At 69.8% G+C, this 22920-nt stretch carries 15 protein-coding genes and 1 pseudogene; 9 read left to right on the forward strand and 7 right to left on the reverse strand.

The genetic code is table 11. The features are described from left to right. Positions 1–132: 132 nt before the first annotated feature. The 5 genes and pseudogenes from D1369_RS12515 to D1369_RS12535 all read left to right on the forward strand — a co-directional run. Positions 133–1770, forward strand: a pseudogene (locus D1369_RS12515) (sensor histidine kinase); the annotation flags it as partial. A 743-nt stretch (positions 1771–2513) separates the two neighbouring features. Beyond that, a complete protein-coding gene (locus D1369_RS12520) occupies positions 2514–3203 on the forward strand; it encodes a response regulator (RefSeq protein WP_007384787.1) in 690 nt (229 codons plus the stop codon). A gap of 114 nt (positions 3204–3317) precedes the next feature. Further along, positions 3318–4685: an extracellular solute-binding protein gene (locus D1369_RS12525; RefSeq protein ID WP_037901463.1), complete on the forward strand. Its 1368-nt coding sequence runs from the start codon at positions 3318–3320 to the stop codon at positions 4683–4685. Beyond that, positions 4682–5542, forward strand: coding sequence for a sugar ABC transporter permease (locus tag D1369_RS12530; protein WP_007384785.1), 861 nt, complete (start codon positions 4682–4684; stop codon positions 5540–5542). The genes D1369_RS12525 and D1369_RS12530 overlap by 4 nt, the downstream gene beginning before the upstream one ends. A gap of 2 nt (positions 5543–5544) precedes the next feature. Beyond that, the gene (locus D1369_RS12535; protein WP_037901461.1) at positions 5545–6387 is read left to right on the forward strand and encodes a carbohydrate ABC transporter permease; all 843 of its coding nucleotides are present in this window, start codon (positions 5545–5547) and stop codon (positions 6385–6387) included. Positions 6388–7356: 969 nt separating this feature from the next. On the opposite strand, the gene D1369_RS12540 is transcribed toward D1369_RS12535, so the two are convergent. Beyond that, positions 7357–7815 (reverse strand): PPOX class F420-dependent oxidoreductase, encoded by a 459-nt coding sequence (locus D1369_RS12540; protein ID WP_007384783.1) that lies wholly within the window; start codon positions 7813–7815, stop codon positions 7357–7359. A 178-nt stretch (positions 7816–7993) separates the two neighbouring features. Between D1369_RS12540 and D1369_RS12545 the strand changes: the two genes are divergently transcribed. Next, complete coding sequence (locus D1369_RS12545; protein WP_086023223.1) at positions 7994–8698, forward strand: helix-turn-helix transcriptional regulator; 705 nt, start codon at positions 7994–7996, stop codon at positions 8696–8698. Positions 8699–8713: 15 nt separating this feature from the next. Here the strand turns inward: D1369_RS12545 and D1369_RS12550 are convergent, their stop codons facing one another. Continuing rightward, the gene (locus D1369_RS12550) at positions 8714–9739 is read right to left on the reverse strand and encodes an ATP-dependent 6-phosphofructokinase (RefSeq protein WP_007384781.1); all 1026 of its coding nucleotides are present in this window, start codon (positions 9737–9739) and stop codon (positions 8714–8716) included. 194 nt (positions 9740–9933) lie between these two features. Between D1369_RS12550 and pta the strand changes: the two genes are divergently transcribed. The 3 genes from pta (at position 9934) to pyk (ending at position 14756) form a co-directional block, all read left to right on the forward strand. Further along, positions 9934–12033 (forward strand): phosphate acetyltransferase, encoded by a 2100-nt coding sequence (pta, locus tag D1369_RS12555; RefSeq protein WP_007384780.1) that lies wholly within the window; start codon positions 9934–9936, stop codon positions 12031–12033. After that, positions 12030–13238 carry an acetate kinase gene (locus D1369_RS12560; protein WP_007384779.1) on the forward strand — a complete coding sequence of 403 codons (1209 nt, stop codon included), beginning with the start codon at positions 12030–12032 and terminating at the stop codon, positions 13236–13238. Before pta ends, D1369_RS12560 begins: the two co-directional genes overlap by 4 nt. A 90-nt stretch (positions 13239–13328) precedes the next feature. Continuing rightward, the gene (gene pyk / locus D1369_RS12565) at positions 13329–14756 is read left to right on the forward strand and encodes a pyruvate kinase (RefSeq protein WP_007384778.1); all 1428 of its coding nucleotides are present in this window, start codon (positions 13329–13331) and stop codon (positions 14754–14756) included. A 112-nt stretch (positions 14757–14868) separates the two neighbouring features. On the opposite strand, the gene D1369_RS12570 is transcribed toward pyk, so the two are convergent. The 5 genes from D1369_RS12570 to D1369_RS12590 form a co-directional block, all read right to left on the reverse strand. Further along, positions 14869–15372, reverse strand: coding sequence for a hypothetical protein (locus D1369_RS12570; RefSeq protein WP_007384777.1), 504 nt, complete (start codon positions 15370–15372; stop codon positions 14869–14871). Next, entirely contained in the window at positions 15362–19030 is a 3669-nt protein-coding gene (locus D1369_RS12575; RefSeq protein WP_118082452.1) for a DUF4160 domain-containing protein, read from the reverse strand. The genes D1369_RS12570 and D1369_RS12575 overlap by 11 nt, the downstream gene beginning before the upstream one ends. Before the next feature lie 511 nt (positions 19031–19541). After that, positions 19542–20777, reverse strand: a complete 1236-nt coding sequence (locus D1369_RS12580) for a hypothetical protein (protein WP_007384774.1) — start codon at positions 20775–20777, stop codon at positions 19542–19544. 94 nt (positions 20778–20871) lie between these two features. Then, the gene (locus tag D1369_RS12585; RefSeq protein WP_037901457.1) at positions 20872–21480 is read right to left on the reverse strand and encodes a DUF6114 domain-containing protein; all 609 of its coding nucleotides are present in this window, start codon (positions 21478–21480) and stop codon (positions 20872–20874) included. 182 nt (positions 21481–21662) lie between these two features. After that, positions 21663–22325, reverse strand: coding sequence for a DUF6230 family protein (locus D1369_RS12590; protein ID WP_007384772.1), 663 nt, complete (start codon positions 22323–22325; stop codon positions 21663–21665). Between the last annotated feature and the right edge of the window lie 595 nt (positions 22326–22920).

Here is a 22920-nt window from a genome sequence, read left to right on the forward strand (position 1 = left end):
TTCGTCGGATTGACCGGCGTGCGGCTCACGTCCGGGCTATTGAAGGAATGCCGTGACTATCTCCCGCCCTGTGAGGGCGGTCACCCTTCCGTTCATTTAGTTCACAATCAGCCAGGGAGGCAGACTGAGACCATGCGCATCCCCGTACCGAGACCCCGGAGCCTCGCGGCCCAGCTCTTCGCCATGCAGGCGGTGCTGATCGCCGTGGTCGTGGCGGGGTACGCGCTGTTCACGTACGTCAGTGACCGGGGCCAGGCCGAGGAGGCGGCGCGCAGTCAGGCCAGGGCCGTGGCGCGGGCGGTCGCGGACTCGCCGTCCGTGCGGGAGGCGATCCGTACGCCGAAGCCGACGGTCGAACTTCAGCCGTACGCGCTCAGGGTGATGGCCGACACCGGGGTCGACTTCGTCACGATCATGAGTCCGCAGGGCATCCGCTGGACCCACCCCGACAAGGACCAGATCGGCAGGCACTTCCTCGGCAACACCGAGCGGGCCCTCAAGGGCCACACCTTCACGGAGACCTACACGGGCACGCTGGGCGCCTCGGTGCGGGCGGTCACCCCGATCAAGGACGAGGACGGGAAGGTCATCGGCCTGGTCAGCGCCGGCATACAGGTCGCGAAGATCAGCGAGCGGGTGCAGGGCCAGCTCACCGCTCTGCTCGCGGTCGCGGGCGGCGCGCTCGCGCTCGGCGCGATCGGCACCTACGTCGTCAACGCCCGGCTGCGCCGGCACACCCACGGCATGAACGCGGCCGAGCTCAGCAGGATGCACGACTACCACCAGGCCGCCCTGCACGCGGTACGCGAGGGGCTGCTGATGCTGGACGGGCAGTACCGTGTCGCGCTGATCAACGACGGTGGACGGGAGTTGCTGGGTGTGTCCCCGCAGGACGAGGTGATCGGGCGGTCGGTGGCGGACCTCGGGCTGCCGGCGCCGCTGACGGGTGCGCTGCTCTCCTCCGAGCCACGGGTCGACGAGGTCCATCTGACGTCCACACGCGTCCTGGTCGTCAACACCTCCCCGGTCTCCGGCGGAGAGCAGCGCGGCACCGTGGTCACCCTTCGCGACGTGACCGAACTCCAGTCCCTGATGGGCGAGTTGGACTCCGAGCGCGGCTTCACCCAGGCCCTGCGCTCCCAGGCCCACGAGGCGGCGAACCGGCTGCACACGGTCGTCTCCCTGATCGAACTGGGCCGCGCGGAACAGGCGGTGGACTTCGCGACCGCCGAACTGGAGCTGGCGCAGGCACTGACCGACCAGGTCGTGGCGGCGGTCGGCGAGCCCGTGCTGGCCGCCCTGCTGCTGGGCAAGACCGCGCAGGCGAACGAGCGGGGTGTGGAGCTGGTCGTGTCGGAGGACAGCCGGCTGGACGACGGGTTGCTGCCGGAGAGCCTCCCCGCCCGGGACCTGGTCACGATCCTCGGCAACCTCATCGACAACGCGGTGGACGCGGCGCAGGGCAGCGCGCGGGCGCGGGTGACGGTGACGGCGTACACGGCGGGCACAGCCGGTACCCCCGGCACAGCGGACACGGCGGACACGGCGGGCCGCGGGCTGGTCCTGCGGGTCGCGGACACCGGCGCGGGCGTCGACCCGGCCCACGCCGAGGCGGTCTTCCAGCGCGGCTTCTCGACGAAGCCGGCGGGACCGGGAGGGCGCGGACTGGGCCTCGCACTCGTCCGCCAGACGGTCAACCGCTGCAAGGGAACACTGACGGTGGCGGAGGCGGAGGGGGGCGGCGCCGAGTTCGAGGTACGACTGCCACTGGGGGACCAGGAGATACGGGTGCCTGCAGGGGATCAGGGAGTACGGCTTCCCGCCGGAGGCCAGGAGGAACCCCTCCCCGCCGGAGGCCAGGAGGAACCCCTCCCCGCCGGAGGCCAGGAGGAACCCCTCCCCGCCGGAGGCCAGGAGGAACCCCTCCCCGCCGGGGACCAGGAGGTACTCCTCCCTGCCGGAGGCCAGGAGTTCCCCGCCGGACGCCAGGAGGAACCCCTCCCCGCCGGAGGCCAGGATGAACGGCTCCCCGCCCGGAACCAGGAGATACCCCTCCCCGCCCGAGGCCAGGAAGAACCGCTCACCGCCCGAGACCGGGCCGAGGGCTCCGGAGGCACCACAGGTTTCCGGGGCCCCGGGGGCGCGGGAGGCCCTACGGCCGCCGAGAGCGCCACGGTCTCGGAAGGGTCGGCGAGCCCGGCAGGCTCCACGACCACCGCCGACGCCACCGCCCCGGAAGGTCCCGCGAGCCCGGCAGGCTCCTCGGCCACCGGAAGCCTCGCCCTCCCGCAGGGCTCCACCGGTCCAACAGGCTCCACCGCACACGCCGGCACCCCGGAAGCCTCCTCCGCCGACCCGGGAAGCTCCACGACCACCGACGGCACCACCGTCCCGGAACGCCCCCCGAACCGGAAAAGCTCCGCAACCCCCAAGAACGCCACACCCCCGGATGGCCCCCCGACCCCCCTCGGCCCCCCGGTCCCCGACGGTGCCAAGGTTCCCGGAGGCGATGTATGACCACCTCGCAGCCCATCCGTGTGCTGGTCGTCGAGGACGATCCGGTCGCCGCCGACGCGCATGTCCTGTACGTCAACCGGGTCCCCGGCTTCACAGCCGTCGGCAAGGCCCACACCGGCGCCGAGGCCCGGCGTCTGCTGGACCGTACGGCCGTAGACCTGCTCCTGCTCGATCTGCACCTGCCGGACGGGCACGGCCTCCAGCTGGCCCGTTCGCTGCGCGCGGCCGGGCATCAGGCGGACGTGATCGCGGTGACGTCGGCCCGGGATCTGACGGTCGTGCGGGAGGGCGTCTCGCTGGGGGTCGTGCAGTACGTGCTGAAGCCGTTCACCTTCGCCACCCTGCGGGACCGGCTGATCCGGTACGCGGAGTTCCACGCGTCGGCCGGTGAGGCGAGCGGTCAGGACGAGGTGGACCGCGCGCTGGCCACGCTCCGGGCGCCGGGCCCGGCCGCCCTGCCCAAAGGGCTCAGCTCGCCGACGCTGGAGCGGGTGACGGTGGCCCTGCGGGACTGCGCGGAGGGGCTCACGGCGACCGGCCTGGCCGAGGTGGTCGGCATCTCCCGGATCACGGCCCGCCGCTACCTGGAGCATCTGGTCGACGCGGGCCGGGCGGCCCGCAGTCCGCAGTACGGGACGGTGGGCCGGCCGGAGTTGCAGTACCGGTGGGTCAAGGGGCAGCAGTAGGCCAAGGTCCCGCAACGGCCAAGCCGTGCACGCTCATTGACCTGACTAGACCACTCCTCCTACCGTCACCGGGCAACCACCCCGCGCCACAACGACGTGCGCCCGCAGGAGGTCATGCCCGTGCGCCCCACCGCCGCTAGGACCGCCTTTCTCGCCACCGCCCTCGCCCTCGCCGCATCCGCCCTCACCGCCTGCGGCGGCGGTTCCGGCAGTGATCCGGACACCGTGAGGATCTCGTTCAAGCAGTCCACGGACAACTCGATCCACGTGATGGACGACTATCTCGCGGACATCAAGAAGCAGTTCGAGAAGGCGAACCCGGGCAAGAAGGCCGAGCTCGTCCCGATCAAGGCCCCGGACTCGGAGTACTACACCAAGCTCCAGCAGATGCTCCGCTCCGCGAAGACCGCGCCCGACCTGGTCTATGAGGACACCTTCCTCATCAACTCCGACATCACCAGCGGGTACTTGAAACCGCTCGACGCCTATCTCGCCAAGTGGCCGGACTGGAACCGGTTCATCGACACCGCGAAGGCCGCCGCCAAGGCCGAGGACGGGAAGACGTACGGCGTCCCGGACGGCACCGACACCCGCGGGCTCTGGTTCGACAAGGGCATCTTCGCCAAGGCGGGCCTGCCCGCGGACTGGCAGCCGAAGACCTGGGACGAGGTCCTCGACGCGGCCCGCACCATCAAGCGCAGGGTCCCGGACGTCACGCCCCTCAACGTCTACACCGGCAAGCCCGCGGGCGAGGCCGCCACCATGCAGGGCTTCGAGATGCTGCTCTACGGGACCGAGGACCGGCTGTACGACGACTCCGCCAAGAAGTGGGTCGCCGGCAGCCAGGGCTTCGAGGACGCCCTCTCCTTCGTCGAGACGGTCTACCGGGAGAAGCTCGGCCCGGACGTCTCCACCGCCCTCGACCCCAACATCCAGACCATCGTCCGCGGCGACCTGCTCCCCAAGGGCAAGCTCGGCATCGACCTGGACGGCTCCTGGCTCCCGCAGGACTGGCTGCCCGGCAGCGGTCACGAATGGCCGGAGTGGTCCAGCGAGTTGGGGCTCGCGTACATGCCGACCCAGCACGGGCAGGCCCCCGGCAAGGTGAGCATGTCCGGCGGCTGGACCTGGGCGGTCCCGGCCAAGGCGGGCAACCCTGATCTCGCCTTCGAGTTCGTGAAGACCATGCAGACCAAGGCCAACGCGCAGAAGTGGTACGTCGCCAACTCCGGTATCTCCGTACGCGAGGACGTGGCCGCGGACCCGGCGTACGCCAAGGCCCAGCCCGGCATCAAGTTCTTCACCGATCTGGTCGTGAGCACCCACTACCGGCCCGCCTACCCGGCGTATCCGAGGGTCTCCACCGCGATCCAGGAGGCGATGGAGGGCGTGACGACCGGGGACCTCTCCGTCGAGGACGCGGTGAAGGGGTACGACGACTCGCTCAAGGAGGCCACGAACAACCAAGTGATCGAAAAGTGATCCCGCGCTCCCTCACCCGGGCCCTCCCCGTCACCCCCGCGCTCGTCCTGCTGCTCCTTTTCCTGGCCGGCCCGATCGCCTACTGCGCCTGGATCGCCTTCACCGACCTGCAGTTGACCGGCCAGGCGCAGTCGTCCTTCGTCGGCTTCGAGAACTTCCGCACGGCCTTCCGGGACGAGGAGTTCCTCAACGCCGTATGGCTGACACTGGTGTTCACGGTCGTGTCCTCGCTGCTCGGGCAGAACACGCTGGGGCTGGCCCTCGCTGCGCTGATGCAGCGCGCCTCGAAGCCCGTGCGCACGCTCACGGGTGGCATCGTCATCACCGCGTGGGTCCTCCCCGAGGTGGTCGCTGGCTTTCTCCTCTACGCGTTCTTCCGCAAGGAGGGCACCCTGAACACCCTGCTCGACCTGCTCCATCTCCCGTCCCAGAACTGGCTGTTCACGCTGCCGATCCTGGCGGTGTCCTTCGCGAACGTGTGGCGGGGGACGGCCTTCTCGATGCTGGTCTACTCGGCGGCGCTGAACGAGATCCCGAAGGAGATCACGGAGGCCGCCGAGGTCGACGGCGCGGGTGGCTGGCGCCGGATGTGGCACATCACCCTGCCCATGATCCGGCGTTCCATCGGTACGAACCTGATGCTGAACACCCTCCAGACGCTCTCGGTGTTCGGGCTGATCTGGGTGATGACCAGGGGCGGTCCGGGCGACAAGAGCCAGACGCTGCCCCTGTTCATGTACGAACAGGCCTTCCAGAACAGCATGATCGGCTACGGCACCGCGGTGGCGCTGCTGCTGCTCCTGGTGGGGTCCGTCTTCTCCGTGGTCTACATGCGCCTGCTGCGGACGGAGGTGTGACGGTGGCCAGGACACCGCTCGCCGACCGCCGCCGCAACCGCCGACTGGCCGCCGACGCGGGGCTGTTGGTGGTCGCCGCCGCGTTTGTGCTGCCGCTCGCCTGGGTGGTCCTGTCGGCGCTGGACCCGCATGCCGACCTGCGGGTGAAGGTTCCCGACGGTGTCACGCTCGGGAACTTCGACGCGATCCTGACCTCGGAGATCACCTTCACGCCGTTGCTCAACAGCCTGATCCTGTGCGGTGGGGCGACCTTGCTGACGGTGGTCTGCGCGGCCCTCGCGGCCTATCCCCTGTCCCGCTTCCGCTCCCGCCTCAACCGGCCGTTCCTGCTGTCGATCCTCTTCGCGACCAGTCTGCCCATCACGGCGATCATGGTTCCGGTCTACGCCCTCTTCGTGCAGGTCGACCTGATCGACACCCTCCAGGGCACGATCCTGTTCTTCGCCGCCTCCCAACTTCCCTTCGCCATCTGGCTGATGAAGAACTTCATGGACGGCGTGCCGAAGGAACTGGAGGAAGCGGCCTGGACGGACGGCGCGGGTTCCCTCCAGTCCCTGATCCGGATCGTGCTGCCCCTCATGGGCCCCGGAGTCGCGGTCGTGACCGTCTTCTCCTTCGTCATGATGTGGGGCAACTTCTTCGTCCCGTTCATGCTGCTGCTCACCCCGGACCAGATGCCGGCGTCCGTCAGCATCAACGAGTTCTTCGGCAACCGCGGAATGGTGGCCTACGGTCAGCTCGCCGCGTTCTCGATCGTCTACTCGACCCCGGTGATCCTGCTGTACGTGCTGGTCGCGCGGCGGTTGGGAGGCGGGTTCGCACTGGGCGGGGCGGTCAAGGGGTGACCGTGGGGATCACGCCCTCAGGGTCCGAAATCCCGCACCCGAAAGCAGGCTTGCCGACCACACCAGGGTGGGCTGCCGAGATGGGGCACCTGGTCGGGCCGGGGGCCGAGAGCAGGCTGCTTCGAGGCGTGCCCGAAGGGGAATGGACCCGGACCTGGAAACGGACACCGTTCCACGCCATCGACCGCGCCACGGGCCCAGGGCACGAAATCCGACTGCCATCCACCGACGAAGTTCACCGGGGACCAGCCCACCGCCCCCGCCCCACCGGCACCCAACCCCCAAAGCCCGGCACGACCCGCACCGGCCCACAGAACCCCTGCCCGACCGCACCCAGACCTGGAGACGGGCGGTCTACGAAGCCGGCTTGGGCCGCCCCGGACCTTAAGACGGGCACGTCCCACGACATCGACCGCGACGCGAGCCCAAGGAACGGAAGCCGACTGCCACGCGCCGACGAAGTTCACCGGGTTGCGACCCCGCGGCCGAGCCCGCCCGACCGGCAGCCAGCTCCCAGAGCCCGGCACGACCGACACGGGCCCACGCAACCCTGCTCGGCTGGACCCGGACCTGGAAGCGGGCGCCGTTCCACGAAGCCGGCCGGGCCGCCGGCCCAGGATGCAGGGGGCAATAGCCAGGCGCGGGCGGAAACCACCGACCCAGTCTCCGACCCCGCCCCACCGGACAGCCCGGCTGGACCCGGACCTGAAACGGACGGCGTTCCACGAAGTCGGCCGGGGCGCCGGCCCAGGGAGCGCGGGGGCACTAACCAGGCGCCGGCGGAATCCACCGCCCCCGCCCCACGGGCACCCAACCCCCAAAGCCCGGCACGACCGACACGGGCCCACACAACCCTGCCCGGCCACAACGGCATGTGCTGCGAAGCCGGCCGGGGCGCCGACCCAGGTTGCTCGGGCCGACTGCTAGGTGCCGGGTACCGGTGGGTGCGAGGAGGGGCCGGCCGCGGTCTCACTCCTCGGGCAGCACCCCGGGGCGGAACGGTTCCACGCCCACCACCCTGCGCACCCGCACCGGCTCGATCAGCAGCATCACCCGGCGCTCCCCCGCGAGCAGCCACGGGTACCGTTCCTCGCCGATGTACTTCCGGGTGAGCCGGTCCATGGAGCGTTCCGCCTCCTCGCCCTCCACGAACCGCACCACTCGGCCCCGGATCTCGACCCGGTCGTAGGGGTTCTCGGGGTCGTGGTGGGAGAGGGAAACGTTCGGATTGCGCCGCAGGTTTTCCTCCTTCACACGTCCGATCGCCGTGTTGACCATGACGTACTCACCTTCGAGGTCCGCCCACATGGGCGAGACCTGCGGCGCGCCGTCCGGACCGACCGTCGCGAGGTGCCAGAAGTTCGGCGCCAGCAGCCGCTCGCGAATATGCCCCTCTACCTTGCCATTCACTTCGTACACGAAGATCACACCTCTTTCCGGCCACCCGTCCGGGCACCCGGCGCCATCCTCGCCACCGTGCCCGCGCCCCCGACAGACGATCTTCGGCCAGCCCGAACCCACGGCCGAAACCGTAGGTTCCTACAATCCGTGATCCTGGCCGAACAGACCGTAGTCACCGCACTCCGGCACCCCTAGCTTGTGGCCCGTGCGCCGACCCCCCGCCCTGCCGAACCAGCCCGGACCGCCCTTCGACAACCTCACCGCCCGCAGACTCCGTGTCGCGCTCGGCATGGGTCCCGAGCACGTGGCCTACGGGCTGCGCGTCTCCTACGGGCTCCCCTACGTCACCCCGGATCTCGTGCTCGCCTGGGAGCGCGGGATCGTCTGTCCCACCAGCCCGGAACTCACCGCGCTCGCCGGTGTGTTGTGGTGCTCCCCCGGTGAACTCATAGGCCGCCCCCGCACCCTGCGCGAGCACCGCGTCTCGCGCGGCATCGCCCCCGAGGACGTCGCCCGTGCCGTGGGGGTCGAACTGCTCGTCTATCTCGGCATGGAGGAGCGCGACGAGTGGCGCGGCACCGACCGCCAGTCCGCCGCCCTCGCCGAGCTGCTGGAGCTGACCCTGCCGGACTTCGTCGCCGTCACGGGACGCGAGAAGCGGCTCGCCGAATGCCTGCGCGGCGCGGTCAGCACCCGCTGGCAGGCCTACGTCCGTCAGGTGGCGAAGATCGTGCCCCTGGACCGGCGCCTGGTGGAGGAGACCCTGATGGATCTGCACCGGCAGTACCAGGGGCAGATGGTGTCCACCCTGAGCTGGGGCGGGGGCGGCGAACGGTCCGGCGAGGCCGGCCAGGAGTTCCTGGACGAGATCGTGGAGCGGTTTTGGGAGGCGGTCGAGAGACGGCCGTAAACGCAGGTGGAAGGCCTAGAAGACCGACTCCGCCTCGTCCATCCGGTCCTTCGGGACCGTCTTCAGTTCCGTGACCGCCTCCGCGAGCGGCACCATCACGATCTCGGTGCCCTTGAGCGCGGTCATCCTGCCGAACTCGCCCCGGTGCGCGGCCTCCACCGCGTGCCAGCCGAAGCGGGTGGCGAGGACCCGGTCGTACGCGGTGGGTACGCCACCGCGCTGGACGTGACCGAGGATGACCGGCTTGGCCTCCTTGCCGAGGCGGCGCTCCAGTTCGTACGCCAGCGCCGTACCGATGCCCTGGAAGCGCTCGTGGCCGAACTTGTCGATCTCACCCGTGCCGTAGTCCATGCTGCCCTCGGCGGGGTGGGCGCCCTCGGCGACGCAGACGACCGCGAACTTCTTGCCGCGGGCGAAACGCTCCTCGACCATCTTGACCAGGTCGGCCGGGTCGAAGGGGCGCTCGGGCAGGCAGATGCCGTGGGCACCGGCGGCCATGCCGGACTCCAGGGCGATCCAGCCCGCGTGCCGGCCCATGACCTCGACGACCATCACGCGCTGGTGGGACTCGGCGGTGGTCTTGAGGCGGTCCATGGCCTCGGTGGCGACCCCGACCGCGGTGTCGAAGCCGAAGGTGCGGTCGGTGGAGGAGATGTCGTTGTCGATCGTCTTCGGGACGCCGACGACCGGGAGACCGGCGTCGAACAGCATGCGGGCGGCGGTCAGCGTGCCCTCGCCGCCGATCGGGATCAGCGCGTCGATGCCGAACTCGTGGATCATGTCGGAGGCGCTCTCGCACGCCTCGCGCAGCCGGTCGCGCTCCAGCCGGGAGGAGCCGAGGATGGTGCCGCCGCGCGCCAGGATGCCGCTGACGCTGTCCAGGTCGAGGGCGCGGTAGCGGCCGTCCAGGAGGCCGGAGTAGCCGTCCTCGAAGCCGATGACCTCGTCGCCGTAATTGTCGACCGCTCGGTGCACGACCGACCGGATCACTGCGTTCAGACCCGGGCAGTCGCCGCCGGCGGTGAGAACTCCGATGCGCATCGTGCTGTGTCTCCTGCTCGCTGTTGATACCGGTGAGCCTGTCCCGATTCTTTCACGTCCCGCGGAGCCCCGTCGCATCCCGTGCTGACGGGCGCCTTATCCATCGATCGGGGTACTGTCAAGAGGGTTTCCGCTCACCTCGGTGGGCGATTTTCATGACGCGAGTTTTCGTAGGCGATGAACGGAGATCAGGCGTGACCCGCAGCGTGTACGTGACCGGGATCGACCGCGGCGACGGCCGCCAGGTCGTCGAGCTGGGGGTCATGGAGCTGCTGACCCGCCAGGTCGACCGGGTGGGGGTGTTCCGGCCGCTGGTGCACCACAGTCCCGACCGGCTCTTCGAGCTGCTGCGCGCCCGCTACCGGCTCTCCCAGGACCCGGCCACCGTCTACGGCCTCGACTACCACGAGGCCTCCGCGCTGCAGGCCGAACGCGGCACCGACGAGCTGGTCTCCACGCTCGTCGACCGCTTCCACGTGGTGGCCCGCGACTTCGACGTCGTCCTGGTCCTCGGCACCGACTTCGCCGACACCCAGCTCCCGGACGAGCTGGCGCTCAACGCCCGCCTCGCCAACGAGTTCGGCGCCTCCGTGATCCCGGTCGTGGGCGGCCGCGCGCAGCCCGCCGAGTCGGTGCTCGCCGAGACCCGTAACGCCTACCGGGCCTACGACAGCCTGGGCTGCGATGTCCTCGCCATGGTCACCAACCGGGTGACCCGGGAGGACCGGGACAAGATCGCCGAGCGGCTCCGGGGGCGGATGCCCGTGCCCTGCTATGTCGTGCCGGACGAGCCCGCGCTCGCCGCGCCCACCGTCGCCCAGATCGGCCAGGCGCTCGGCGCGAAGGTGATCCTCGGCGACGACTCCGGGCTCGCACGGGACGCGCTGGACTTCGTGTTCGGCGGCGCGATGCTGCCGAACTTCCTGAACGCCCTGACCCCGGGCTGCCTCGTGGTCACCCCGGGCGACCGCGCGGACCTGGTCGTCGGCTCGCTCGCCGCGCACAGCGCCGGGACCCCGCCGATAGCCGGTGTGCTGCTCACCCTGAACGAGGTGCCGAGCGACGAGGTCCTCACCCTCGCCGCCCGCCTCGCCCCCGGCACCCCGGTGCTCTCGGTGCCGGGCAACAGCTTCCCCACCGCCGCCGAACTCTTCGCGCTGGAGGGGAAGCTGAACGCGGCCACCCCGCGCAAGGCGGAGACCGCGCTCGGTCTCTTCGAGCGGTACGCCGACACCGCCGAGCTCGCCCGCCGGGTCTCCGCGCCGAGCAGCGACCGCCTCACGCCGATGATGTTCGAGCACAAGCTCCTGGAGACGGCCCGCTCCGACAAGCGCAGGGTCGTGCTCCCCGAGGGCACCGAGCCGCGCGTCCTGCACGCGGCCGAGGTCCTGCTGCGCCGGGGGGTCTGCGACCTGACGCTGCTCGGTCCGGTCGACCAGATCCGCAAGAAGGCCGCCGACCTCGGCATCGACCTCGGCGGCTGCCAGTTGATCGACCCGGCGGCCTCCGAGCTGCGGGACACCTTCGCCGAGAAGTACGCGGCCCTCAGGGCCCACAAGGGCGTCACGGTCGAGCTCGCCTACGACGTAGTCTCCGACGTGAACTACTTCGGCACCCTGATGGTCCAGGAGGGCCTCGCCGACGGCATGGTGTCGGGCTCGGTGCACTCCACGGCCGCCACCATCCGCCCGGCCTTCGAGATCATCAAGACCAAGCCGGACGCCGACATCGTCTCCTCGGTCTTCTTCATGTGCCTCGCCGACAAGGTGCTGGTGTACGGCGACTGCGCCGTGAACCCCGACCCGGACGCCGTGCAGCTCGCCGACATCGCCATCCAGTCGGCGGCGACGGCCGAGCAGTTCGGCGTGGAGCCGCGGATCGCGATGCTGTCGTACTCCACCGGTACGTCGGGCTCGGGCGCCGACGTCGACAAGGTGCGGGAGGCCACCGAGCTGGTACGGCAGCGGCGGCCCGACCTCAAGATCGAGGGGCCGATCCAGTACGACGCCGCGGTCGAGCCGACCGTTGCGGAGACCAAGCTGCCGGGCTCCGAAGTTGCGGGGCAGGCCAGCGTGTTGATCTTCCCCGACCTCAACACGGGCAACAACACCTACAAGGCCGTGCAGCGTTCGGCCGGGGCGATCGCCGTCGGCCCGGTGTTGCAGGGCCTGCGCAAGCCCGTCAACGACCTGTCCCGGGGCGCGCTGGTCTCGGACATCGTCAACACCGTCGCCATCACGGCGATCCAGGCCCAGAACCCGACCGTCGCGACAGAGAAGGCTGCCCAGCTGTGAGCGCCACCCGCGTCCTCGTCCTCAACTCCGGCTCCTCGTCGGTGAAGTACCAGCTGCTCGACATGCGGGACAGCAGCCGCCTGGCCATGGGGCTCGTCGAGCGCATCGGTGAGCAGTCCTCGCGGCTGAAGCACACCCCGCAGGGGGGCGGGTCCCGGGAGTGGACCGGTCCCATCGCCGACCACGACGCCGCGCTGAAGGCCGTGGCGGAGGAGCTGGCGAAGGACGGGCTCGGGCTGGACTCCCCCGAGCTGGCCGCGATAGGCCACCGTGTGGTGCACGGCGGGAAGACCTTCACCGAGCCGACCGTGATCGACGAGGCCGTGCTCGCCGAGATCGAGCGGCTGATCCCGGTCGCCCCGCTGCACAACCCGGCCAACCTCACCGGCATCCGCACCGCGCGGGCGCTGCGCCCGGACCTGCCCCAGGTCGCCGTCTTCGACACCGCGTTCCACACCACGATGCCGGAGTCGGCGGCGCGGTACGCGATCGACGTGGAGACCGCCGACGCGCACCGCGTCCGGCGCTACGGCTTCCACGGCACCTCGCACGCGTACGTGTCCCGGGCGACGGCGAAGCTGCTCGGGAAAGCGCCGGAGGACGTCAACGTCATCGTGCTGCACCTGGGCAACGGCGCGAGCGCCTCCGCGGTCCGGGCAGGCCGGTGTGTGGACACCTCCATGGGGCTGACGCCTTTGGAGGGGCTCGTGATGGGTACGCGCTCGGGAGACATGGACCCGGCCGTCATCTTCCATTTGATGCGCGTTGGCAAAATGTCCACGGACGAGATCGACACTCTTCTCAACAAGAAGAGCGGTTTGATCGGGTTGTGCGGGGACAACGACATGCGGGAGATCCGCCGCCGGGTCGACGAGGGCGACGAACAGGCGAAGCTCGCATTCGACATCTACATTCACCGGTTGAAGAAGTACATCGGCGCCTATTACGCGGTGCTCGGCCAGGTGGACGCGATCGCGTTCACGGCCGGCGTCGGGGAGAACGCGGCACCGGTGCGCGAGGCCGCCGTGGCGGGCCTGGAGCCCCTGGGCCTGGCGGTGGACGACGCGCTGAACGCCGTACGGAGCGACGAGCCGCGACTGATCTCGCCGGCGGACGCCCGGGTGGCGGTGGCCGTGGTGCCGACGGACGAGGAATTGGAAATCGCGACACAGACCTACGCACTGGTCGGAGAAGAAAGCAACTGAGCAGTAACCGCAACTGAGCGCGGCCGCGCCCATTTGTATCTTCCGCCAGACGGAATATTCCGTTGCGAAACAAACCGATAGGATCGCCCCATGCGCCGTTCGAAAATCGTTTGTACTCTCGGCCCCGCGGTCGACTCCCATGAGCAGCTGGTCTCGCTGATCGAAGCCGGCATGAACGTGGCCCGTTTCAACTTCAGCCACGGCTCGCACGCCGAGCACCAGGGCCGGTACGACCGCGTCCGTGCCGCCGCCAAGGAGACCGGCCGGGCCATCGGTGTCCTCGCCGACCTCCAGGGCCCGAAGATCCGTCTGGAGACCTTCGCCGAGGGTCCGGTCGAGCTGGAGCGCGGTGACGAGTTCGTCATCACCGCCGAGGACGTCCCGGGTGACAAGACCATCTGCGGGACGACGTACAAGGGCCTGCCCGGTGACGTCTCCCGCGGCGACCAGATCCTCATCAACGACGGCAACGTCGAGCTGAAGGTCCTGGACGTCGACGGCCCGCGGGTCAAGACGATCGTCATCGAGGGCGGTGTCGTCTCCGACCACAAGGGCATCAACCTGCCCGGCGCGGCGGTGAACGTCCCGGCGCTGAGCGAGAAGGACGTCGAGGACCTCCGTTTCGCGCTGCGCATGGGCTGCGACATGGTCGCGCTGTCCTTCGTGCGGGACGCCAAGGACGTCGACGACGTCCACAAGGTGATGGACGAGGAGGGCCGCCGGGTCCCCGTCATCGCCAAGGTGGAGAAGCCGCAGGCGGTGGACAACATGGAGGGCGTCGTGATGGCGTTCGACGCCGTCATGGTGGCCCGTGGTGACCTGGCCGTCGAGTACCCGCTCGAGAAGGTCCCGATGGTGCAGAAGCGCCTCATCGAGCTGTGCCGCCGCAACGCCAAGCCGGTGATCGTGGCGACCCAGATGATGGAGTCGATGATCACCAACTCCCGCCCGACCCGCGCCGAGGCCTCCGACGTGGCCAACGCCATCCTGGACGGCGCGGACGCGGTCATGCTGTCGGCGGAGTCGAGCGTGGGCGCGTACCCGATCGAGACCGTGAAGACGATGTCGAAGATCGTCGTCGCGGCCGAGCAGGAGCTGATGTCGAAGGGCCTGCAGCCGCTGGTCCCCGGCAAGAAGCCCCGCACCCAGGGTGGTTCGGTCGCCCGCGCGGCCTGCGAGATCGCCGACTTCCTCGGCGGCCGGGGCCTGGTGGCCTTCACGCAGTCCGGCGACACCGCGCGCCGCCTGTCGCGCTACCGCGCCTCGCAGCCGATCATCGCCTTCACCACCGACGAGAACACCCGCAACCAGCTCACCCTCAGCTGGGGCGTGGAGTCGCACGTGGTGCCGTTCGTGAACACCACGGACGAGATGGTCGACATGGTCGACCAGGAGATCGCCAAGATCAACCGCTTCAACCCGGGTGAGATCGTCATCATCACCGCCGGCTCGCCCCCCGGCGTGGCCGGCACCACCAACATGCTTCGCGTCCACCACATCGGCGGCACCGCGCAGTAAGCACCCTGTACGACGCTGAGGGCGCCCCCCGTGACGGGGGGCGCCCTCAGTTTTTGCCTTCGGTGACTGGTGTGAATGCGGCCGTCCGAGCGCGGCGCTTCCAGCGGAGCGCTCAGCGCTGCCGGAGGGCGTCCACGGCGGCCTGCCTGATCCTCTTGGTCCGGCCCCTTCGTGAAACCACGCGCAGGACGTCCTGGTCGGCGGTCACGTGGACCGCTCTCCCCTGAAGCCAGTCGGACCATCCGTCGATGAGATCGGCGACGGAATCCGCCGGCACGGCGCCCCGCTGGAGCGATTCCAGGACCCCGAGGTCCCGCGCCCGGCGCGCGGAGAAGTCGCGCACCGCCGGCGGGAGGATCCCTACCCATCGCTCGCGCTCGTCCTCCGGCACGCGTTCCAGTACCTCACCGACGACTCCGGAGGCCAGCGGACCGTCCGGCTCCAGGGACACCGCCTCGAACAGCAGCGGCAGTGCAGCGGAGGTGTCCAGCGCCGCACGGTAGAGGGACCAGCGGTCGTGACCGTCGGCGAATGAGGCATCGTCCTCGGGCCGGCCGACGGCCCGAGCGAGGTGCCGCAGCGCCTCGACCATGGCCGGGGAAGGATCAGCAGCCACGCGCCTTGAACCTTTCCATGGCGACTCGGATGTTCTCCCTGATCGTACGGATGTTCTCGGTGACCACGGCCTGCTGATGCCTGGACAGTTCCGGGTCGCCGGCCAGCGGCTTCCCGTTCTGGCCGATGCGGACCTCGTCACCCTTGCCCTTCACGTGCGCGTGCGCCGGTGCGTGGTCGTTCGAGTAGATCTGGATCCTCACACCGTCCTGGCTCACGATGGTACCGACGCCCGGATACTCGGCGGCGGCCGCAGGGGCCGGCGCCGAGGAGGGCCGCACGGTCAGGCCCGTGGCGGACGGCACCATCAGAGCCTTGGGCTTCACCGGACAGGTCTTCACCTTCCCCTCACGGATGTCCTTGATGAGGGTGCGCATCCTGTCCAGCGTCCGCTTTGCCGTCACGGACTTCTCCAGGAAGCCGGTGATGCCTCTGGCGACGCGTACGACGGCCTTGGCGACCGCGGGGAACTTGAGGACCGGAATCGCCACCGACACGGCGTTCACCAAGGTCCACAGGCAGCTTTCGACGTCCCCCTCGTTGAAGCACCGCTTGACGTCGTTCACGCCGATGTACTCAAGCAGGATCTCGGCGCCGTTGGCCTTGATCCACTCCACGAAGCCCTGACCGGTGAGTGCTCTGGCCTCCCGGAACTCCTCGACACACTCCGGTCCGCAGCCGTCCAGGAGCAGCGACTCGTCATCGGCCGTGAGGTCTGCGCCGGCCCCGGAGCCGTCCGCCTCCAGCAGGGCCTGGGCGGCCTTGCGTTCCCGCTCCCGCTCCTCGGCCTCGGCGCGGGTGGCGGCAGCGTCCGCCTCCTTCGCCGAGTTCTCCGCGTTGGACGCCGCCTTCTCGGCCTTGACCGCGTCCGATTCGGCGTTGGTGGCGGTTCGGTCCGCTGCGGCCGCGTCGGACTCGGCTGCGGACGCCGCGGAGCGGGCGCTCGACGCGTCCCTCTCGGCCTCCGTGGCGTCGCGGGCGGCCTGGGCGGCCGCCGACTCGGCGTCGTTCGCGGCGAAGTTGGCGTAGAACGCGTCGGTGCCCGCCTGCTCATCGTACTTCTGAGCGTTCGCGTCGGCCTTCTTCGCGGCTGCCGCGTCGGTCGCCGCCGCGGCCGCCGAAGCGTTGGCCGCCGCCGCGGAGTTGACCGCCTGGACCGCATAGTCCGCGGCGTCAGCCGCCGCCTGGAGGGCGATCTTCGCGTCGCCGGCGGCTTTGTCGGCCAGTGCCTTGGCCTGCGCCGCCGCCTTCTTCGCCTCGTCCGACTTGGCCTTGGCCGCAGTGGCCTGCTGCTCGGCAAGGGTCTTGGAGGTCTGTCCGATCAGGACGGCGTACGCCGCCGAGGTGTCGCTCTCGCGGTACGGGGAGCCAATGGTGATCGCCTCGTCGGCCGCCTTGGTCACCGCGGTCGCGGCATCCCGGGCACCCTGCGCGTACTGCGCCGTGGCGGCAGCGTAACCGGCGGTCTTCGCCGACCACACGGCCGTCTTGGCGGCCTCGGCCACCGCCGCGGTGGCTTCCTTTCGCGCGGTGATCGCTGCGGCTTGAGCCTTCTTGGCCTCGGCGTCCGCCTTCTTGGCGTTCTCCTTCGCCGACGCCGCGGCGACGATCGCCTCGGCCGCCGCGGCATGCGCGGTGGCGGCGGCCGCGGCCGTCTTCGCGTACGCCGACTGCGCCGCTTCGGCCGCGGACCGGGACCGCTTGGCCGCCCCCTCGGCACGGGTCGCCGCCGCACGGGCGTTCACCGCGGCGGTGGTCGCCTCATTGGCCGCGCTGCGGGCTCGGGTCGCTGCGCCCGCCGCCTCGTTGGCGGCGGTACGGGCCTCCGTGGCCGCCTGCCGGGTCTCGGCCGCGGCGCTGGTGCCCTCCGCCGCCGCGGCTGCGGACTCCAGCGCGGCCGCTCGGGAGGCCGTGGCGTTCTTTTCCTGCTCAGCCTTGACCGCCTGATTGCGCGCGGTGAACGCGCGTGCCTCGGCGTCCTCGGCCGCCGCCAGCTTCTCCTCCGCCGTCGAACCGGCGGTCTCCGCGTCGGAGCGGGCCTGGCGGGCCTTGCCCTGCTCGCCCCGCGCACGCTCCTCGGCGGCGTTCGCCTTCGCCCGCTCGCTCGCCGCGTTGTCCCGCTCCCGCTCGGCGGTGGCCTTCTCGGCCTCGGCGATCCCGCGCTGCCGCTTCGCCTCGGCGGCCTGGGTCTTTGCGGTCTGCTCCGCCTTCTCGGCGGTCACACGGGCGGTTTTCGCGGTGGCGGCGTTGGCCGCTGCCTCAGAGGCCAGCTTGGCGGCGGACTCAGCCGCCGCCTTGGCCTGCGCCTTCGCCTCCAGCGCCGCCGTCTTGCGGAACTCCGTGTTCAGCGCGTGCGTCTGGGTCTTCGCCAGTGCCAGCAGCGTCTGGGAGTCCGCCACGGTGGCCTTCGCCGCGTTCGACGCCGTCAGCGTGGCCTTCGCCGCCGCCTGGGTGGCTGCTGCCGAGGCCTTCGCAACCTGCACCGACTGTTGCGCGTGCAGCAGGCCACGACCGCGCGGCAGCCGCGCGGCGTCCGCGATCGCCCATGCCTTCGTCTGCTGAGTGCTCGCCGTGTTCGCGGCCGTCTTCGACCGCGTCGCCGCCGCGTCCGCAAGGGGCACCTGCTTCGCGGCCGCCGCCTTCGCGGCGTTCAGATTCGCTGTCGCCTTGGTGAATTCGGCCTTCGTCGGGTAGAAGAGGGAATCCTTGTGCGCGGCCCAGTACTTCTGCCAGTACAGGATCTGGTCCGCCAGCCAAGCCTGCCGGACCGCCTCGATCATCGCCTCAGTGGCGACCCGCGTCTCCTTCGACGCGGCCGCCTCGGCGGTGACGATCTGCTTACGCTGCTCGGCTTGGCCGGCGTACTCCGCTTCCCATTCCGAGTACGCCTGCATGACCGGACCGGTCAGCACTCCGTAGCCGTCCAGCGGGTTGGCGCTGTCACAAGCAGCCCAGGCGGTCTTCAGGGCCTCGACCTCGGTGCGGAACTCCAGCGAGTCCGGCTCGGGGGCCGTGGTCGGGAAACCGCCGAACCGCAGGAACGTCGCGACGTCGTTCGCCGACGAGTAGCCCAGTTCGCTGGTGTCGAGCAGTTCCCGCCCAGCCCACTCTTTGTACGCGGCGGCCCACTCGTCATCGCCTGGGTCAAAAGCGTCGAGTACTTTCCTGGCCTGGTCCAGCGATGCCTGGCCCGGCCTTGGCGTCGGGTTGTCTGCCGCCTTGTAGTGCAGTTCGCGCTGGGTGCTGAGGGTGAAGGAGACGATGTCCTGGCCGAACTCGGGTGCCCAGTAATCCCGGCCGCCGTCGTCATTCACGGCGGCATAAGGCTTGTTGCTGGTGTTCAGTTTGTCCTGGCGGTCCCGGAAGGTGTTCAGGTCGGCGAGTCCCGCGTCGTCGTCGCGCTGGGCGGCCTGCTGCCAGTCCACGCCGAGGTGGCCCCAACGCACGAACTCGCGCAGGTCGGCATCCGTTCCGGTGAGCTTTGCCGCCGCGACCAACTTGAGCTCAGGGCCGCCGTAGTGCACGGCCCGTCCCGCTTGGCAGCGGTCCTTGCGCGCCTGCGCGCCCAGGCTGAGCCGCTTGGTCAAGTCCCAATCGGTCGGGTTGCCTCCCGGTTCGTCGGCGCTCGCGGGGGCGGCGGAGACGAGTCCGCCGAGCACAGCCGTAGCCGTGGCAAGCGCGATGGCCGCTACACCCCGCTGTAAGCGGCGTCGTTGAGGTTTTCTTCGAGCTGTCTGCACGTCGATGCCCTACCTGCATGGTCAGTCCGGATGGTCGGTCTCGTCCGAGCGGGAAGAAGGCATGACGAATCGCCGGCCGAGGCCGGTCGGTGGTCATGCCGACAGGCCTGGCGCACCGGAAGCAGCCAGGAAGTAGAGAGATCCCCGTTCATGCCGCATGCGGTCAACACGCGGGCCCCCGCAGCCCCTCCCCAGGGGACCGGATCATCATGGCAGTGGGAAAGTGTTTACGGAACCCTTAATTCGCCTTTAGGTTCGACACCTACTCCGCCCCACGCGTCCCGCTGGTGCATGAGGACGAGCGCCCCGGCCTTCTCACCGCCGCCCCCTCACCCAGGCACGACTGTGCCCCACCGGGCGGCACCCGGTGGGGCACCCGGCGGGGCACAGTCTTCTCGCGGCTCCCGGAAAGGTTCGTGAGGGGCGTCGGTCAGCCCTCGCTGTACTGGTGCATCCGGGGCACGGTCAGCGTTCCGCCGTACTGGGCGGCCTGCTGGACCGTCACTTTGGTGAAGTAGATGATCGGGATGTTCAGCGGCGGCGGGTTGTCCGGGCTGAACGTGATCGGGATGAGCCCCAGCAGGTTGCCGGAGATGCTCTCGGTGTACATGATCGTCTTGCCGTTGGTGATCGTGGACTTCGTGCCCTTGCCCGCCTGCACGTGGTACGTCTTGCCGCGCTCGGTGACGATCTGGTGGAGGTCACCGATCTCGGTGCCGTCGGATATGACGTACTTCAGCACCTTCTTGGTCTTACCGCTGGCGGTCTTGACCTTGACGATGCCCTGATAGTCGGCGCCCTTGAGGAGCAGCGAACTGGCCTTGAGGGTCCAGGCGTTGTCCGCCACCGTAATACCGGGCTCGGTGTCGCCCACGTCGTCCGTGGCGGCCGGGCAGTCCTCGGGGTCCGTGCTGGAGCTCGCCGAGGGGCTCGGGGAGGCCGTGGCGTCGGCCGCCGCCTCCTCTGCCGCCTTGGGCGCGTCCTCGACGGCCTTGGTGGTGTCCTCGGTCGCCTTGGACGCCTTGTCGGTCGTGTCCTTCACGGTGTCCTTCACCGTGTCGGTGACCTTCTCGGTCGTCTTGTCGACGGTGTCACCCGCGCTGTCGTCCGCGCTCTTGGACGCCGAGGCCGAGGGGGTCGGCGTCGGGGTGGCACTGGACGAACCGCTGGAGCCGGAGCCGCCCGTGAAGATCCCGGTGATCGCGTCGCCGATGTCCGTCAGGAGGTTGCCGTCGTCGCTCGCGGAGGCCGACGGGGACGGCGTGGTGCTGCCGGAGCCGGAGGAGGAGCTGCTCCCCTCCTTGCTCGCGGAGGCGGACGCCGAGGGCGTGGGGGTGGGCGTGGCCTGGTCGTCCGAACCTGAATCCGCCGAAGACGAACCGTCCGAGCCCGAGCCGGAGTCGGATCCCGAGCCGGAGTCCGATCCGGAGGAAGCCGACGGGGACGGTGTCGCCGTGACATCGCCATCGGAGTCCGGCGACGAACTCGCCGAGGCGGACGGGGAGGCGCTGCCGCTCAGTGCCGCGACGCAGTCCTTGTACTCGTCCGCCGTCAGGCTCTTCGCGGTCGGCGCGTCGTCGGCGAGGGCGAGCGTCGGCGTGAACCCGATGCCCATGAGGACGGCCGTCGGCATCGCCGCCATGGCTATCGCTTTGCCGGCCGGCATGTGGAACCTGTTGAACAGCGGTTTCTTGGGCGCCGCGTGCCGGGGGCCCGTTCTGACCTCCGCAGTGGCCGCGGAGCCCTCGCCATGAAGGTTCTCAGCCGACACGGTACCCCCCGTTCGCGTCGTCGCGGCCGGCCCAGGCACCCTCGGGCGTCCGGTCCGACGATCCGTCACGACCGGCCTCAGGCGCCTGGTACGCGGCGCCGGGCTCGTCCACCACGGGCCTGAGGATCGCGGTGTCGGGGTCGGCGCCCTGGGGCGCACCGCCCTCCGTCCCGCCCTCGCCCAGCGGCTGGGGCCGGGGCGGCGCGCCGGGTGCCCAGGAGACCGCGAGCGCTCCGCCGACCAGCGCGAACACGAAGCCCAGGATGAAGCCGCCGATGTTGGAGACCACCAGGGACACCAGGGAGAGGACGATCGCGGCGACACCGGCGAAGATCCGCGTGGCCTGCTGGAACCACATGGTCAGGCCCAGCGTGAACAGCAGTACGCCGATGATGAGGGAGCCCGCGCCGGCGGTGGTCGCCATGGCTAGGGACATGTTGCCCAGCTTGAGCGTGGCGTACGGGAAGTAGGCGATCGGCACACCACCGAGCAGGGTGAACAGACCTGCCCAGAACGGGCGGCGGCCTCGCCAGGCACGGAATCGCAGGCGCAACCGGGTGAAGGTCCCGGCGCTCTGGACCGGAGTCTCGGCACTCATGGAAAAAGCTCCCTGGGTCCGGAAGTACATACCGGCTCGGCCGTAGGCGTGGAGAACCGGAAAGTCTGTCTGGGTGCATGCGGTCCGGCGGGCACCGGACCGGCCATGCGGGGCGGAGAAGCGCCTGCCTCCCCGCCCCGGGGCCACTCAGCTGGGCCGAGTCACCCCTGCGGCCTCAGCCGTCAGAAGCACTCCATGGTGGAGTTGGTGCCGAGACGCATCTTCAGGCCGCTGAGCTTGAAGGTGCCGGCAGTGGTGGCCCACGCCGTCTGCTCGACCTTCGTCAGGTCGGCCGACTCCGCCTGCTGGGCGAAGCCGCCCGGCAGGACGTTGTCGCCGGACTTGAGCTCCGGACCCCGGCCACCCTTGCTCTTGGCCGTGTCCTGAGCCGCAACGCCGATGTCGATGTTCTTGAACGTCGCGTCGGCGTCGAGCTGGGCGACGTCGATGTAGAGGTTCTCGGCCTCGACCTTGTGGTCAGCGTCCGGACCCGCGTCAAGACGAAGGTAGACCGTCTTGCCTATGAGCGGGATCTCGGTCTTGACCGACTGGCACATGTTCGTGATCTGCGCCGTGCGGAACGACGAGATCGCGACCGGGTGGATCGCGCCCTTGTTCTTGCCGTCGGTCGACGTGTAGCCGCTGTCGATACCGCCGTACTGGGCGAAGCCCTGGCCCTCAAGGTGGCCGGCGGACACCTTGAACTCCTGGCCGGACACGCTGAACGACGCGGCCAGCGCACCCTGCGCCAGCCCGACACCCACACATGCGGCCGCGGCAACGCTGGGCACCATCACCACAGCGAACCGCTTCCATCTTGTCCCGCCACGCACCTGGGACTCCATATTTCCTCCTTCTCGGACGTACATCTCCTGGCCCTGACTGCCCTGTCGAAAGGACGGCTCAGCCGGGCAGGGATGGGAGAAGTGCTACGTCCTCGGGAAGGAGAGCGCCCGCACTCGGAGGCGCGAACCGCGCACCGATCACCGGCGATCACCCCCGAGCGACAACCACTGGTCGCGCCTGACACGCATCACGCACAACCTTGCTGGACAGGCTTCGCCGTTGGGCGAAGACCCCCCTGTCCAAGAGCCGGCGCACCTGTTCACCTGCTCTGCTCGGTGGGGACCCAGGGAATCCCGCGGCCCGACCGGCTGTCGGGGTACGGGAAAGGACCGAGCGTCGCCGATCGTGGTGCATTCTCGCCGCCCGCACAAGGGGCTTCGTTACTCAGTAGTAACGGGCGGATAACCGAACAACGACCCGCTGGTCTCGGTCGGCGACGCTGGGTGGCAAACAGGGGGAGGGCAAAGCAGTTGATCGATGGACAGAACCCGACAGATCAACGCGCCTGGCTTACTGGAAGTAACAGCGGCCACGATTACCAAGTTTTGGTAAAGCGCGGCCGCAGTGACACCCCGACGACGATTTTTTCACTCC

It is taken from the genome of Streptomyces sp. CC0208 (genome assembly GCF_003443735.1).
GTDB classification, from domain to species: domain Bacteria; phylum Actinomycetota; class Actinomycetes; order Streptomycetales; family Streptomycetaceae; genus Streptomyces; species Streptomyces sviceus.